Source organism: Ancylobacter mangrovi (assembly GCF_024752335.1).
GTDB classification, from domain to species: Bacteria; Pseudomonadota; Alphaproteobacteria; order Rhizobiales; family Xanthobacteraceae; genus Ancylobacter; species Ancylobacter mangrovi.
Genome location: NZ_JANTHY010000005.1, coordinates 95,674 through 109,222, shown reverse-complemented (window position 1 = coordinate 109,222; position 13,549 = coordinate 95,674). Strand labels below are relative to the sequence as shown.

The window sequence follows — 13,549 nt, the reverse complement described above, 5'->3', positions numbered from 1 at the left end:
GGCCGCCCTCGCGGTTCCGCCGTCAGCCGTTGACGCGCTCGACGCTCGACACCACCTCGCGCGCCCTGAGGTCGGCGACGATGCCGTTGAGATGACGCAGGTCGTAGACGCCGATATCGATCACCATCTGGGTGAAATCGGCCGAGCGCGAGGACATGCGCAGATTGTCGATGTTGCCGCCGCGCTCGCCGATGACCTGCGCGATCTGGGCCAGCGAGCCCGGTTCGTTGGTGGCCACCACCACGATCTGCACCGGGAAGCGCTGTGCGTCGTTCTCGTCGACATCCCAGCGCACATCGAGCCAGCGTTCCGGCTCCTCCTCGAAGTCCTGCAGCGCCGGCGACTGGATCGGGTAGATGGTGATCCCCTCGCCCGGCGTGAGGATGCCGACAATGCGGTCGCCCGGCACCGCCCCGCCATTGGGCGCGAAGCGGACCGGGAGCCCGCGATTGATGCCGCGAATGGGGATCGCGGTTTCCGGGTCCGGGTTCGATTCGATGCCGGGAATCTTGAACTTCAGGCTCTGGCCCTGCTCGAGCTCGAACCAGCCCTCGCCCTTCAGCGCCGCCTTCTCCTCCGGCCGCGGGCCGGTCCATTCCGGGTGGAGCGCCTTGACCACATCGTCCGGGCGGATCTCGCCGCGCCCGACGGCGGCGTAGACGTCCTCCAGCGAGGAGCGCGCGAGCCGGCCGACGGCGCCGGTCAGCTTCTCCTCCGAGAACGCCTTGCCCGCACGGGCGACGGCGCGCTCGACGATCTTCTTGCCGAGCCCGGCATATTGCGCGCGCACGGCGGCGCGGGTGGCACGGCGGATGGCGGCGCGCGCCTTGCCGGTGACGACGATCGATTCCCACGCCGCCGGCGGGGTCTGGCCCTCGGCGGTGATGACCTCGACCTCGTCGCCGTTCTGCAGCTCCGAGACCAGCGGCGACACCTTGCCGTTCACCTTGGCGCCCACCGCCCGGTCGCCGACGCCGGTGTGGACCGCATAGGCGAAGTCGATCGGCGTGGCGCGGCGGGGCAGGATGATGAGCCGCCCCTTCGGGGTGAAACAGAACACCTGGTCGTGGAACAGCTCGAGCTTGGTGTGCTCGAGGAACTCCTCGGGGCTGGAGCCCTCCGCCAGCAGCTCGATGGTGCGGCGCAGCCAGGCATAGGCACTCGAATCACGGGCCAGCACGTCCTCGGTCGGGGCGCCCATGTCCTTGTAGATCGCGTGCGCGGCGATGCCGTACTCGGCGACCTCGTGCATCATGCGGGTGCGGATCTGCAGCTCGACCCGCTGGCGGCCGGGCCCGACCACGGTGGTGTGGATCGAGCGGTAGTCGTTCTGCTTCGGGGTCGAGATGTAGTCCTTGAAGCGGCCGGGAACGAGCGGCCACTTGGTGTGAACGACGCCGAGCGCGGCGTAGCATTCCTCGACCGTGTCGACGAGGATGCGGAAGCCGTAGATGTCGGAGAGCTGCTCGAAGGCGACCGACTTCTGCTCCATCTTGCGCCAGATGGAATAGGGCCGCTTCTCCCGCCCCTTCACCATCGCGGAGACGCCCTTCTGGGCGACGGCCTCGGACAGCTCGCGCTCGATCGCCGCCACCAGCTCGCCATTGCTTTCCTTCAGCGTCTGCAGGCGGGAGCGGATCGATTCATAGGCCTCCGGCGAGAGCTGGCGGAACGACAGGTCCTCCAGCTCCTCGCGCATGTCGTGCATGCCCATGCGCCCGGCGAGCGGCGCATAGATGTCCAGCGTCTCCTGGGCGACGCGGTTGCGCTTCTCCTCCGGCACCCATTTCAGGGTGCGCATGTTGTGGAGCCGATCGGCGAGCTTGACCAGCAGCACCCGCACGTCGTCGGCGATGGCGAGCAGCAGCTTGCGCAGGTTTTCCGCCTGCTTGGCCTGCTTGGAGACCAGGTCGAGCTTCTTGATCTTGGTCAGCCCCTCGACCAGCGCGCCGATCTGCGGCCCGAAGATGCCGTCGATCTCGTCGCGCGTGGTGTCGGTGTCCTCGATCGTGTCGTGCAGCAGCGCCGCGACGATGGTCGCGTCGTCGAGCTTCAGGTCGGTGAGGATGGCGGCGACTTCGAGCGGGTGCGAGAAATAGGGGTCGCCCGAGGCGCGCTTCTGCGTGCCATGCGCGCGCATGGCATAGACATAGGCGCGATCGAGCAGCGCCTCGTCGGTATTCGCATTATACCGGCGCACGCGCTCGACGAGCTCGTACTGCCGCATCATGACAGGCTAACCCGTTGGACTGGACTCGTCCTCCAGGACGATCTTACGTCACTATTGCCACGGGTCGGGTGGAAGGCAAGAGCGGAGGATCGCGCGGAAATACAATGCAAGAGGTACCTATTTCTTAGTACACGCGCATAGGTTGCAATTGGTAAGGAAATGTCCTCTTAATGGTGCCGCTCGCACAGAGGGCCCCATCGATGAACTGGTTCGGCTACATCATTGCGTATCTGATTGGCGGCGTGTCCGGCTTCTTGACCGTGGGCCTGTTCTGCGGCGCCTCCAAGGTGGAGCTGATCAACGAGCTGGAACGCCTTCGGGCCCGTCATGAACCGGCGGAATAGACGCGCGAGATCCGTCCCTTTCCAGCAGAACGAAAAACGCCGCCGGCCACACGGTCCCGGACTTGTCGGGAGATATGGCAAGCGGCGTTGATTTCCGTCTCGACTGAGAAAAACGATCCCCTTCTTCGGGGCTCAGCCTTCCTCGTCGTCGCTCGGCTCGGGCGGCACGAGGCCCTGCAGGCCGGCGAGCAGCTCTTCCTCGGTCATGCGGTCGAGCATGATGTCCGAATCGTCCACGCCTTCCTGGTTGCCGGACGCGATCATCGGAACGGTCTCGGGCTCGGGCTCATCCACCTCGGTGAACTTCTGCAGCGAGTGGATCAGTTCCTCGCGCAGGTCCTCCGGGGAGACGGTCTGCTCGGCGATCTCGCGCAGGGCGACGACCGGATTCTTGTCGTTGTCGCGATCGACGGTGATCGGCGAGCCGGACGCGATAGTGCGGGCGCGGTGCCCCGCAAGCAGAACGAGCTCGAAACGATTGTCGACCTTGTCGATGCAATCCTCGACGGTGACGCGAGCCATGCCTCGGCACTCCTGTCGGTGTATCTGGAGAAGAGTGTGCATTTAAACCAATGCCGATCGGCATGCAAGCCGGCCAAATCCGTATCCTGATACCCTGAGGCAACGCCCTTGTGGAATTGTGACGGCGTGTTCTCGGGCCGGCCTCACCGGCGCCATAAATCGGCTATGTCTAGATGAGGGGCGTGGATTGCTTCGCCGCGGGCGGCGGGGAATTCTGGATTGTCTGGGAGTTGCGTATTGCCCACTTCGGCTCACGGCATGGAAAAGATCGCTCTTTTCATCGACGGCGCTAATCTTTATTCCGCGACCAAGTCGCTCGGATTCGACATTGACTACAAGCGCCTGCTCAAGGAGTTCCAGTCGCGCGGATATGTTCTCCGCGCCTTTTATTATACGACTCTCGTCGAGGACACCGAATATTCCTCCATTCGGCCGCTGCTCGACTGGCTCGACTACAACGGCTACTCCGTCGTTACCAAGCCGGCGCGTGAGTTTACCGACAATCTTGGCCGGCGCCGCATCCGCGGCAACATGGATATCGAGCTCGCCGTGAACGCGATGGAGCTCGCCCCCCATGTCGACCACATCGTGATCTTCTCCGGCGACGGCGATTTCCGCTCGCTGGTCGAGGCGATCCAGCGCCGCGGCGTGCGGGTGAGCGTGGTCTCCAGCGTCCATACCCAGCCGCCGATGATCGCCGACGAGCTGCGCCGGCAGGCGGACGTGTTCATCGATCTGGTCGATCTTCAGGGCCGCGTCGGCCGCGACCCGGCCGAGCGCTCGAACCGGCTGCAGGAGACGCCGCGCTTCCTCGAGCGACGTGCCGCGCCCTCGGGCAGTGCCGACGATGACGACGAGGGCGACTCCTGACCCGCGCCACCGCGACCCGCCCCGCTGCGACGGGTGCCGTCCTCCATGCCACGGCGCCCCTGCCGGCCGAGGCGGAGCCGGCGCGCGACTGCCCGCTCTGCCCGCGCCTCGTCGCCTTCCGTGAGCAGTGGCGCGCGGCCGAGCCCGGCTGGCACAACGCCCCGGTGCCCTCCTTCGGGCCGCTCGACGGCCGGCTGCTGATCGTCGGGCTGGCGCCGGGCCTGCGCGGAGCCAACCGCACCGGCCGCCCCTTCACCGGCGACTATGCGGGCGAACTGCTCTACGACACGCTGATCCGCTACGGCTTCGCCACCGGACGCTTCGAGGCGCGGCCGGACGACACGCTGCGCCTCGTCGATTCACGCCTCACCAATGCGGTGCGCTGCGTCCCGCCCGAGAACAAGCCGACCACGCAGGAAATGCGCACCTGCCGCCCCTTCCTCGCCGCCACCATCGGGCTTCTGCCGCGGCTGAGCGCCATCGTCGCGCTCGGCAAGATCGCCCATGACCAGGTGCTCGCGGCCCATGGCGAACGGCTGAGCCATCACAAGTTCGCCCATGGCGCCGTGCACCGGATCGGCGATCTCGTACTTTTCGACAGCTATCACTGCTCGCGCTACAACACGAACACCGGCGTGCTGACGCCGGAAATGTTCCGCGCCGTTTTCGCCAAGGTGCGCGCGCATATCGACGCGCTGGGCTGAGCGCGCCTCAGCTCACGGCGCGACGGGTGCCCACAGCACGTCCTCGATCCGCCGCGCGCCGGCGGCGAGCACCACCAGCCGATCCAACCCCAGCGCAATCCCCGACGCTTCCGGCATGACGGCGAGCGCGGCGAGGAAGTCCTCGTCGATCGGGTAGCGCTCGCCATAGAGGCGCTCCTTCTCGTCCATCCAGCCCACGAAGCGCCGGCGCTGCTCGTCGGCATCCGTCAGCTCGCCGAAGGCATTGGCGAGTTCGACGCCGCACGCATAAAGCTCGAACCGCTCGGCGACGCGCGCGTCGCCGGGCTTGGGGCGTGCCAGCGCCGCCTCCGAGATCGGGTATTCGCACAGGATGGTCGCCCGCCCCTGCCCGAGATGCGGCTCGACCTTCTCCACCATCACCCGGGTGAAGACGTCGGCCCATGTGTCGTCCGCCGCCACCCGGATGCCGGCAGAGCGCGCCGCCTGCCAAAGCTCATCGCGCGCGTTCGCCTGCGCACCTACGCTCGCCAGCAGGTCGATGCCGGCATAGCGGGTGAAGGCGTCCGCCACCGTCAGCCGCTCGGGCGGCAGGTAAGGGTCGCAGCTCATCCCGCCATAGTGGAAGGCGGCCGCGCCGGTCGCCTCAGCCGCCGCGCGCAGCAGCTCGGCGCAGTCCTCCATCAGCACGTCATAGGTCTCGCCCGCCCGGTACCATTCGAGCATGGTGAACTCGGGATGGTGGAGCGCGGTGCGCTCGCCATTGCGGAACACCCGCGCCAGCGTGAACAGCCGCTCCTCGCCGGCGGCGAGCAGCTTCTTGGCGGTGAACTCGGGCGAGGTGTGCAGATAGCGCGGTGCCCGGGTGCCGTCCGCCGCCTCCAGCTCGGTCGCGAACGCCTTGAGATGGGTCTCGTTGCCGGGCGAGACCTGAAGGATCGGCGTTTCCACCTCGATGAAGCCGCGTTCCGCGAAGAAGGCGCGCACCGCGCCGGTCACGCGCTGGCGCGCGATCAGGAACGGGCGCCGGTCCGCATAGATGGCGGGCGACCACCAAGGAGAGGCTGGAACGGACATCGGCAGGCTCCGGCAGGGCAAGGACCGCGCGGCAGCGGCGGGGTTGGCGGATGACGGACGCGCTTGTATAGGAGGCGCCCAGAAGAATCCCGGATATGCCGCGCATGGCGGCGTACCCAACAGTCAGAGGACCGAAATGGTCAAGGTCATCGCCAGCACGCTGCGCAAGGGCAACGTGGTCGACATCGACGGCAGGCTCTACGTCGTGCTCACCGCCGACAACATCCACCCCGGCAAGGGCACGCCGGTGACGCAACTCGACATGCGCCGCATCTCGGACGGCACCAAGATCTCCGAGCGCTACCGCACCACGGAGCAGGTCGAGCGCGCCCATGTCGAGGACCGCCCCTACACCTTCCTCTATTCGGACGGTGAGGGCTTCCATTTCATGAACCCGGACAATTACGACCAGGTCGCGGTTCAGCCCGACGTGGTGGGCGACCAGGCCGCCTATCTGCAGGAGGGCATGCAGGTCATGCTCTCGGTCCACGAAGGCAACGCCATCGCCATCGAGCTGCCCCAGCGCGTGGTGCTCGAGGTGGTAGAGACCGAGCCGGCGATGAAGGGCCAGACCGCCTCCTCCTCCTACAAGCCGGCGGTGCTCTCCAACGGCGTGAAGTCCGCCGTGCCCCCGCATATCAGCACCGGCACCCGGATCGTGGTGATGACCGCCGACGGCTCCTATGTCGAGCGCGCCAAGGACTGAGCGGATTTTCGGCTCCTGACGATTAAGTGCCGCAGATCAATGGTTTGCGGCCTTTTTCTTTTGTGAAGCGTGAGAGACCTCAGCGCGGATTGGCGCGCGGCCAGGCCAGCACGTCCGCCGCGTTCCGGTCCGGCGGAAACACCGGATAGAACACATGCGTGATCGTCGCCTCGTCGGCGATCAGAGCCATCCGCTTCAGCAGCACCATGCCGTCGACCTCGAAGGTCGGCAGGCCGAGTGCCCGCCGGAAGGCCAGCGCCTCGTCGGACAGGATCGGGAACGGCAGGTGCAAGCGCTCCGCCAGCTCGCGCTGGTAGGCGCTGTCCTGCGTCGACAGGCCGAACACCGCGTCGGCACCCGCTGCGCGCAGCTCGGCGAAATGGTCGCGGAAGCCGCAGGAATGCGGGGTGCAGCCGCGCGCGCCGGGAATGGCGTCCCAGCCCTCCGGCAGCGCGACGCCGGGCTTTCCGCTCCGTGGATAGATGTAGATCACCGTGCGGTCGGACAGCCGGGACGGATTGACCCGGCGCCCGTCGGTCGCGGCGAGCTCGACATCCGGCAAGGCGAGGCCCTTCAGATGGCGGGCCGCCCCGTCGTCGTCCGGCACCGGCAGGTCCTCGGGCAGGCCCTCATAGCTCATCGACATGACGACCTCCCGAAGGGCTCGCCGCGCTCAGCCCCGGTCGCGGAGCAAGCGCTGCTTGTCGCGCGCCCAGTCCTTTTCCTTCAGCGCCTCGCGCTTGTCGTGCGCCTTGCGTCCGCGCGCGACGGCGATCTCGACCTTGGCCCGCCCCTGCTCGTTGAAATAGATGCGCAGCGGCACCACGGTCATGCCCTCGCGCTCGACCGCCTGCCAGAGGCGGGCGATCTGGCGCTTGTGCAGCAGCAGCTTGCGCGGGCGGCGCGGCTCGTGATTGAAGCGGTTGGCCTGAAGGTATTCCGGGATGAACGAATTGTAGAGGATCGCCTCCCCGGTCTTGGCCGAGACGTAGCTCTCCGCCACCGTCGCCTTGCCGCCGCGCAGGCTCTTCACCTCCGTGCCGCTCAGCGCGATGCCGGCCTCGAACGTCTCGCCAATGTCGTAGTCGAACCGCGCCCGCCGGTTGTCGGCGACAACCTTGCGGGGCAGCTGTTTCTTGTCGGCCATGCTCCAGCTCCGAGCCGGAGCCTGCGCCCCGGCCTTGCGTCAGTTGATCAGCCCGGCATGCCTCATGGCCGCCTGGACGATCTCCTTGGTCTTCGCGCTCACCGGCACCATGGGGAGCCGGGCTTCGTCGGCGATCTTGCCGAGAAGGTTGAGCGCATATTTGGTGGGGCTCGGATTGGTTTCAACGAACAGCGCCTGAAACAGCGGGAACAGCCGGTCCTGAAGCTCCAGCGCGCCCTTGTAGTCGCCGGCGATGCAGGCGTTGATGAGCTGCGCGCAGAGCTTGGGCGCCACGTTCGAGGCCACCGAGATGCAGCCGTCGCCGCCATGCGACATGAAGGCGAGCGCGGTTCCGTCCTCGCCGGAGAGCTGATTGAAGCCCGGCCCCATGACCTGGCGCTGCTGGCTCACCCGGGCGAGATTGGCGGTCGCGTCCTTCACCCCGGCGATGTTCGGCAGCTCGTAGAGCCGCGCCATCGTCTCCACCGACATGTCGATCACCGACCGGCCGGGGATGTTGTAGAGGAAGATCGGGATGCCGATCGCGTCGTTGATGGCCTTGTAGTGCTGGTAAAGCCCTTCCTGGCCCGGCTTGTTGTAGTAGGGCGTGACGACCAGCACCGCGTCGGCGCCGGCCTTCTCCGCATGGCGGGCGAGGTCGATCGCTTCCACCGTGTTGTTCGAGCCCGCGCCGGCGATGACCGGCACGCGGCCCGCGGCCTGCGCCACCGTCCACTCGACCACGCGCTTGTGCTCGTCATGGGAGACGGTCGGGCTCTCGCCGGTGGTGCCTACCGGCACCAGGCCGTGGATGCCCTCCTCGATCTGCCAGTCGACCAGATCGCGGAAGGCTTTCTCGTCGAGCGCGCCGTCGCGGAACGGCGTCACGAGCGCCGTAAAGGATCCACGGAAGGGCAGAGTGTGCGTCATGGCGCGCTCCTGGAATTTTCTCGTCTTGTCGCCAACCAGCGATCGGGTTGCTGCGAAGGGGGCATGAGATATCGCGTCGGCGCGCGGGAAGACAAGGAGATTGTTGCCGCAACGCCGCCGAATGCGCCGCCTGCCCCCATTTTGCCGGGTTGCCGGAGCATAAGCGACAAAATGCCCGGCCTCGTTAAGGCCGCGCGGCGATGTGGTTAGCAATTCGTCAATAAGATCGCGAGACAACTGAGCGTGACGCGGCCTGAGACTGGCCGTACCGGGGGAAGCGGCGCCGAAAGATGCGCGCCCCGCACAACGCAGCCGTATCGACATCATCCGAACGTCCGTTTCAGCGTCGGGGGAGTGGGTAGTCCATGAGCGAATTCAGCAGCGGCCAGCCGACAGGCTCCCGGCCCCCGCGACCCGTGACCGTGCGCCCCGTAACGGCGCGCCGGCTCGTGGCGTTGCCGCTCATGGCGATCCTGCTCGCCTCCACTGCGCACACCTTCTCCGCCTATGCGGCGAGCGCGGTTCCCCGCCCGGTGCCCAAGCCCCCGGCGCACCAGCCCACGGCGCACCCGGCCGCGACCCGCACCGCCGCCGTCGAGGTTCCCACCCCGCCGAGCCGGCCGGCCGCGCTTGAGGCGGCGGAGGCCGAGGCCGACGGCGATGCCGCCCTTCCCGCGCCCAAGCTCTCCGGCGCGGTGGGTGATCTGCAGCAGGCGGTCTCGCTGGTCGAGAACGGCCAGACCGGCGACGCGCTCGACATGGCCGACCGGATGCGCGATCCGGGCTCGCAGGCGCTGGTGCGCTGGCTCGCCCTGCGCGTGACGCCGCGCGATGTCGGCTTCGACCGTGCCGCGGCGATCCTAAACGCGCACCCCACCCTGCCGACCCCGATCGTGCTGCGCCGGCGGATGGAGTACCTGCTCTATGCCGAGAACAAGGATCCGCGCACGATCCTGACCTTCTTCGCCGAGCAGCGCCCCTATTCCGGCGAAGGCAAGATCGCCCTCGCCCGCGCCCTGTTCGCCGCCGGCGACCGGGCCGCCGGCACTGCGTGGCTGCGCGACGCCTGGCGCGAGGACCCGCTTTCCTCCGACATCGAATCGACGGTGATGGTCGAGTTCGGCGGCGTGCTCACGCGCGCCGATCACAAGTACCGCGCCGACAAGCAGCTCTACGCCGAGGATGCCGACCGCGGCATGCGCGCCGCCAAGCGGGCGGGCGACGACGTGGTGGCCCTGGCCAAGGCGCGCATCGCGCTGTTCTCGCGCGGTGGCGATCCGGCGAAGCTGCTCGCCGCCGTGCCGTCCTCGATGCGCTCGGACCCGGCCTACATTTACACCGCCGCCAAGATCCAGCGTCGCGCCGGCAATGACGAGGCGGCCGCCCGGCTGCTCTCCTCGGCCCCGAAGGACCCGAACCTGCTGGTCGACACCGACGAGTGGTGGATCGAGCGCCGGCTGGTCTCGCGCGAGCTGCTCGATGCGGGCGACCCGCGCACCGCCTACCGCGTGGCAAGCGACACCGTGGCGCCGGAGAACGAGCATAAGCGCGCCGACGCGCAGTTCACCGCCGGCTGGATCGCCCTGCGCTTCCTGAAGGACCCGCGCACCGCGCTCCAGCACTTCAGCCGGGTCGGCGAGAACCAGAGCCATCCCGCGACCGTCGCCCGTGGCTATTACTGGCAGGGCCGCGCGCTGGAGGCGATGGGCTCGACCGCCAAGGCGCGCGCCGAATACGAGGCGGCGGCCGGCTACGACACCGCCTATTACGGCCAGCTCGCCCGGGCCCGGCTCGGCATTCCGAACGTGCAGGTGCACGCCGCGCCGCCGGCCAACGTCATCCAGCGCGCCGCGTTCAACGCCGACGAGGGCGTGATGATCTTCCGGCTGCTGCAGAAGCTCGACCGGTCGAACCTCGCCGTCACCCTCGCCTACGACCTCGCCGAGCGCCTGCCCGATGCCGGCCAGCTCGGCATGCTCGCGAACCTCGCCAAGGCCGACGGCGATGCCCGCATCATGACGACGATCGGCAAGGTCTCGCTCGGCCGCGGCTTCGCGCTCGAGGCCGAGGCGTACCCGACCATGGGCATCCCGAAGTACCAGCCGATCGCCCCCGAGGTCGACCGCGCGCTGGTCTATGCGGTGGCGCGCCAGGAGAGCATGTTCAACGCTACCGTCCGCTCGCATGCGGGCGCGACCGGGCTGATGCAGGTGATGCCGGCCACCGGGCGCACCATCGCGCGGCGCAACGGGGTCAAGTTCAACCCGTCGCAGCTCAACAACCCGGCGGTCAACGTGCAGTTTGGCGCGGCCGAGCTGCGCAGCCTGCTCGACAGCTACCAGAACAACTACGTGCTGACCTTCGCCGGGTACAATGCCGGGCGCGGCAACGTCGCCAAATGGATCGCCGCCTATGGCGACCCGCGCGACCCCGATGTCGACCCGATCGACTGGGTCGAGCGCATTCCCTATTCCGAGACGCGCAACTATGTGCAGCGCGTGATGGAGAATGCGCAGGTCTACAAGGCCCTGTTCGGATCGCGCGGCAAGCTGCAGATCGAGGCCGACCTGCGCGGCACCCGGCTCTGAGCCTACCGCCGGCCGCGATACGGCCGGCGGCTTCCAGATCGGCTCGTCAGCGGCCGGCGCTGCGGCGGCCGAGATTGCGGCGCAGCCAGCAGCCGCCGGCGCAGCCGACCAGATAGGCAACCCCCATCAGGATCGAGACGTCGATCGCGAAGCCCGTCATGGCGTCTTCTCCGCCGGCTCGGCAGGCCGTTTCGGCGGGCGCGGCGCGCAGCCCGCATACCAGCCGGTGACCAGGCCGATGGCCAGCGCCCCGCCGAGATAGGGCCACATCTCCAGTGTCAGGAACCACATAGGACGATTACCTCACGATCACCTGCAGGCCGGCCTGGGCAGGCGCGACCTCGCTCTGGCTCTGGATCGCCAGCGCGCTCGGCGTGCCGGTGAGCAGGCGCTCGGGCGAGATGCCGGCCTGGGCCAGATAGTCCGTCACCGCCTGCGCGCGCGCCGCCGCCCGGTCGGGCGTGGTCGTCTGCTGCACGGAAACCCCGATCACCGCGTCCGGGCAGCCGCTCGCGGCGACCGCGATATGGTCCAGCAGGCCGCGGCTGACCGGCGCGATGGCGGTACCCTTCGGCGAGAACTCGATGGCGCCGCGCGCCAGCAGGTCGTCGATGGCCTTCTGGCAGGCGGCGTTGTTGGTCGATTCATGCCGCGAGACCACGTCGAGGCTGAGGTCGAGCACGAAGCCCTTGGGTAGCGCCGCCTCCAGATTGGCGCGGATCGAATCGACCGCCGCCGCGTAGAGAGCGGTGCCGGTGAAGCGCAGCTTGGCATCGTCGAAGCGGGCCTCGCCATTACTGAGCCGGGCGAGCTCGTGCAGCGCAGCCAGCGTCGCCTGCTCGAAGCCGTCCGGCGCGCCGGAGGCCAGCGCCGACACGTCGTTGACCGGCACGCCGAGCATCTCCGACTTGGCGGCCGCGATCAGCGCCTCGTGGCCCTGCGTCGACGGGTAGAAGCCGGAGATGGTCAGCCCGTCCGTATCGCGGCGCATGCCGAACACATAGGGCGACACCACCGGCGGGCGGACGTCGGACTGGATCGAGAAGTCCTTCGGAAGCTGGCCTACGAACGCGCCGCGGATCGCGGTGTAGGAGGCCGAATCCTGCGCCTCGCCGCTGACCGACAGCGTGTTGCCCTTGCCCTTCACCTGTCCGCTGCGCAGCTTGGCGAGCTGGCCGACGCCGAACACGGTGGCGTTCACCCAGGCCTCGGCGGCGGGTCCGCCGGAGGCGATGCGCATCTCGTCGCTGATCGGCACGCCGGGGAAGCCGGCGCGCACGGCGTCGATCACCAGCCGCTTGGCGTCCTCCGACGGCGCGAATCCCGTCAGCCGAAGCCCGGCGCTGCCGCGCATGACCGCCCAGGTGAAGGGGTTGACCGCCGGCGGCGTCACCGCGAAGCGCGTCAGCGTGTAGCCCTCGGGCACCGAGCGGCGCGCGCCGGCGATGGCGTCATAGGCGGCGAAGTCCGGTGCCGTGCCCTCGATCGAGATCGTGGTGTCGGAAAGCCCGACCGTGCCGTCCGGCAGCCGGCCGAGCTGCTCCAGCGCGAAATCGACCGCCTTCAGCCACCCGTCGGTGGGCGGTGAGCCGTCGGCGAGGCGGAGCTGGTCGGAAATGGCCGCGCCCGGCACCGCCGAGCGCACCATGTCGAGCAGCGCGCGCCGCGCATCGCCGAGCGGGATGTAGCCCGACAGCCTGACCCCGTCCGGCTCGCGCGAGGCCTGCCAGACGAAGGGCGAGACTGCCGGCGGCAACACGGCGAAGCGCGCCAGCTTGAAGTCGGCCGGCAGTTCGCTGCGCACCGTGACCTCGAGCGCGTCATAGGTCTTGAAGTCCGGCGCCCGCCCCTCGATCGAGAAGGCGTCGTCGGAGATGGTGATGCGCCCGGCCGGCATCCGCGCGAGCTGGTTGATGCCGAAGATCACCACGCCGACGAAATCGCCCGCCGGCACGCCGCGTGCGCGCACCAGATCCTTGACCCCGGTGACGACCACGCCCGGTGCCATCTTCTCGGCGGCGTCGGCGATCCGCTCGCGCGCCCAGACCGAGGGGACGTAGCCCTCCAGCCGGAGCTGTGCGCCGTCGCGGATGGCGGTAAAGGTGAAAGGCCGGCGCTCGGGCAGCAGCGTGGTCTGGTCGTCCACGGAGCGCACGCCCGACAGGCGCGCCAGCTCGCGGCGCACCTTCACCCGCGCCTCTTCCGAGAGCGCCTCGCCCTCGAGCACCGCGTCGCGGCCGTTGAAGTCGGCATGCGCCCAGGATTCGCCGATCTGCATGAGCAGCGTTCCCGAGCGCGCCGCCAGGTCGTCCTCGACCGGCGCCCGGGCAAAGTAAATGGCCGCCGCCAACAACAGCAGCAAGGCCGGCAGGCCCTTCCACCAGGCACGCCAGCGACACATCAGGCTCGTCCCCCGTCCTGAAGCCCGTCCAAGCCGGGCAATACACCGCGC

13 protein-coding genes are annotated in these 13,549 nt (G+C 68.5%); 5 read left to right on the top strand and 8 right to left on the bottom strand.

What is annotated here, in order from left to right; all coding sequences use genetic code 11:
* Positions 1-22: 22 nt before the first annotated feature.
* Positions 23-2,230 carry a RelA/SpoT family protein gene (locus NVS83_RS13850; protein ID WP_258734177.1) on the bottom strand — a complete coding sequence of 736 codons (2,208 nt, stop codon included), beginning with the start codon at positions 2,228-2,230 and terminating at the stop codon, positions 23-25.
* Positions 2,231-2,430: 200 nt separating this feature from the next.
* Between NVS83_RS13850 and NVS83_RS13845 the strand changes: the two genes are divergently transcribed.
* Positions 2,431-2,574: a Z-ring associated ZapG family protein gene (locus NVS83_RS13845; RefSeq protein WP_258739857.1), complete on the top strand. Its 144-nt coding sequence runs from the start codon at positions 2,431-2,433 to the stop codon at positions 2,572-2,574.
* 132 nt (positions 2,575-2,706) lie between these two features.
* Here the strand turns inward: NVS83_RS13845 and rpoZ are convergent, their stop codons facing one another.
* Positions 2,707-3,096, bottom strand: a complete 390-nt coding sequence (gene rpoZ / locus NVS83_RS13840; RefSeq protein ID WP_258734179.1) for a DNA-directed RNA polymerase subunit omega — start codon at positions 3,094-3,096, stop codon at positions 2,707-2,709.
* Positions 3,097-3,354: 258 nt separating this feature from the next.
* Here rpoZ and NVS83_RS13835 point away from each other — a divergent pair, with 258 nt between their 5' ends.
* Positions 3,355-3,966 carry a LabA-like NYN domain-containing protein gene (locus NVS83_RS13835; RefSeq protein WP_258734180.1) on the top strand — a complete coding sequence of 204 codons (612 nt, stop codon included), beginning with the start codon at positions 3,355-3,357 and terminating at the stop codon, positions 3,964-3,966.
* Positions 3,967-4,025: 59 nt separating this feature from the next.
* Positions 4,026-4,670, top strand: a complete 645-nt coding sequence (locus NVS83_RS13830) for a uracil-DNA glycosylase (RefSeq protein WP_258740111.1) — start codon at positions 4,026-4,028, stop codon at positions 4,668-4,670.
* A 12-nt stretch (positions 4,671-4,682) separates the two neighbouring features.
* Here NVS83_RS13830 and epmA read toward each other — a convergent pair whose 3' ends face one another.
* Positions 4,683-5,726: an EF-P lysine aminoacylase EpmA gene (epmA, locus tag NVS83_RS13825; protein ID WP_258739856.1), complete on the bottom strand. Its 1,044-nt coding sequence runs from the start codon at positions 5,724-5,726 to the stop codon at positions 4,683-4,685.
* 136 nt (positions 5,727-5,862) lie between these two features.
* Between epmA and efp the strand changes: the two genes are divergently transcribed.
* On the top strand, positions 5,863-6,432 hold the full coding sequence (gene efp, locus NVS83_RS13820) for an elongation factor P (protein ID WP_258734182.1): 570 nt from the start codon (positions 5,863-5,865) through the stop codon (positions 6,430-6,432).
* Between the two features lie 79 nt (positions 6,433-6,511).
* Here the strand turns inward: efp and NVS83_RS13815 are convergent, their stop codons facing one another.
* From NVS83_RS13815 to dapA, 3 genes are read right to left on the bottom strand one after another with little or no spacing between them, the layout of a single operon-like run.
* On the bottom strand, positions 6,512-7,078 hold the full coding sequence (locus NVS83_RS13815; RefSeq protein ID WP_258739855.1) for a peroxiredoxin: 567 nt from the start codon (positions 7,076-7,078) through the stop codon (positions 6,512-6,514).
* Positions 7,079-7,105: 27 nt separating this feature from the next.
* Entirely contained in the window at positions 7,106-7,579 is a 474-nt protein-coding gene (gene smpB / locus NVS83_RS13810; RefSeq protein ID WP_258734184.1) for an SsrA-binding protein SmpB, read from the bottom strand.
* Between the two features lie 39 nt (positions 7,580-7,618).
* A complete protein-coding gene (gene dapA, locus NVS83_RS13805; RefSeq protein WP_258739854.1) occupies positions 7,619-8,509 on the bottom strand; it encodes a 4-hydroxy-tetrahydrodipicolinate synthase in 891 nt (296 codons plus the stop codon).
* A gap of 365 nt (positions 8,510-8,874) precedes the next feature.
* On the opposite strand from dapA, the gene NVS83_RS13800 reads away from it, so the two are divergent.
* Positions 8,875-11,097, top strand: a complete 2,223-nt coding sequence (locus tag NVS83_RS13800) for a lytic transglycosylase domain-containing protein (RefSeq protein WP_258739853.1) — start codon at positions 8,875-8,877, stop codon at positions 11,095-11,097.
* 156 nt (positions 11,098-11,253) lie between these two features.
* Here NVS83_RS13800 and NVS83_RS13795 read toward each other — a convergent pair whose 3' ends face one another.
* Entirely contained in the window at positions 11,254-11,388 is a 135-nt protein-coding gene (locus NVS83_RS13795) for a hypothetical protein (protein WP_258734187.1), read from the bottom strand.
* A gap of 7 nt (positions 11,389-11,395) precedes the next feature.
* The gene (locus NVS83_RS13790) at positions 11,396-13,498 is read right to left on the bottom strand and encodes an OmpA family protein (protein ID WP_258739852.1); all 2,103 of its coding nucleotides are present in this window, start codon (positions 13,496-13,498) and stop codon (positions 11,396-11,398) included.
* Positions 13,499-13,549: the final 51 nt, after the last annotated feature.

Coding starts and splice junctions, on each gene's coding strand:
- NVS83_RS13850 (WP_258734177.1), bottom strand. CDS start 2,230: ATGATGCGGCAGTACGAGCTCGTCGAGCGCGTGCGCCGGTATAATGCG.
- NVS83_RS13845 (WP_258739857.1), top strand. CDS start 2,431: ATGAACTGGTTCGGCTACATCATTGCGTATCTGATTGGCGGCGTGTCC.
- rpoZ (WP_258734179.1), bottom strand. CDS start 3,096: ATGGCTCGCGTCACCGTCGAGGATTGCATCGACAAGGTCGACAATCGT.
- NVS83_RS13835 (WP_258734180.1), top strand. CDS start 3,355: ATGGAAAAGATCGCTCTTTTCATCGACGGCGCTAATCTTTATTCCGCG.
- epmA (WP_258739856.1), bottom strand. CDS start 5,726: ATGTCCGTTCCAGCCTCTCCTTGGTGGTCGCCCGCCATCTATGCGGAC.
- efp (WP_258734182.1), top strand. CDS start 5,863: ATGGTCAAGGTCATCGCCAGCACGCTGCGCAAGGGCAACGTGGTCGAC.
- NVS83_RS13815 (WP_258739855.1), bottom strand. CDS start 7,078: ATGTCGATGAGCTATGAGGGCCTGCCCGAGGACCTGCCGGTGCCGGAC.
- smpB (WP_258734184.1), bottom strand. CDS start 7,579: ATGGCCGACAAGAAACAGCTGCCCCGCAAGGTTGTCGCCGACAACCGG.
- dapA (WP_258739854.1), bottom strand. CDS start 8,509: ATGACGCACACTCTGCCCTTCCGTGGATCCTTTACGGCGCTCGTGACG.
- NVS83_RS13800 (WP_258739853.1), top strand. CDS start 8,875: ATGAGCGAATTCAGCAGCGGCCAGCCGACAGGCTCCCGGCCCCCGCGA.
- NVS83_RS13795 (WP_258734187.1), bottom strand. CDS start 11,388: ATGTGGTTCCTGACACTGGAGATGTGGCCCTATCTCGGCGGGGCGCTG.
- NVS83_RS13790 (WP_258739852.1), bottom strand. CDS start 13,498: ATGTGTCGCTGGCGTGCCTGGTGGAAGGGCCTGCCGGCCTTGCTGCTG.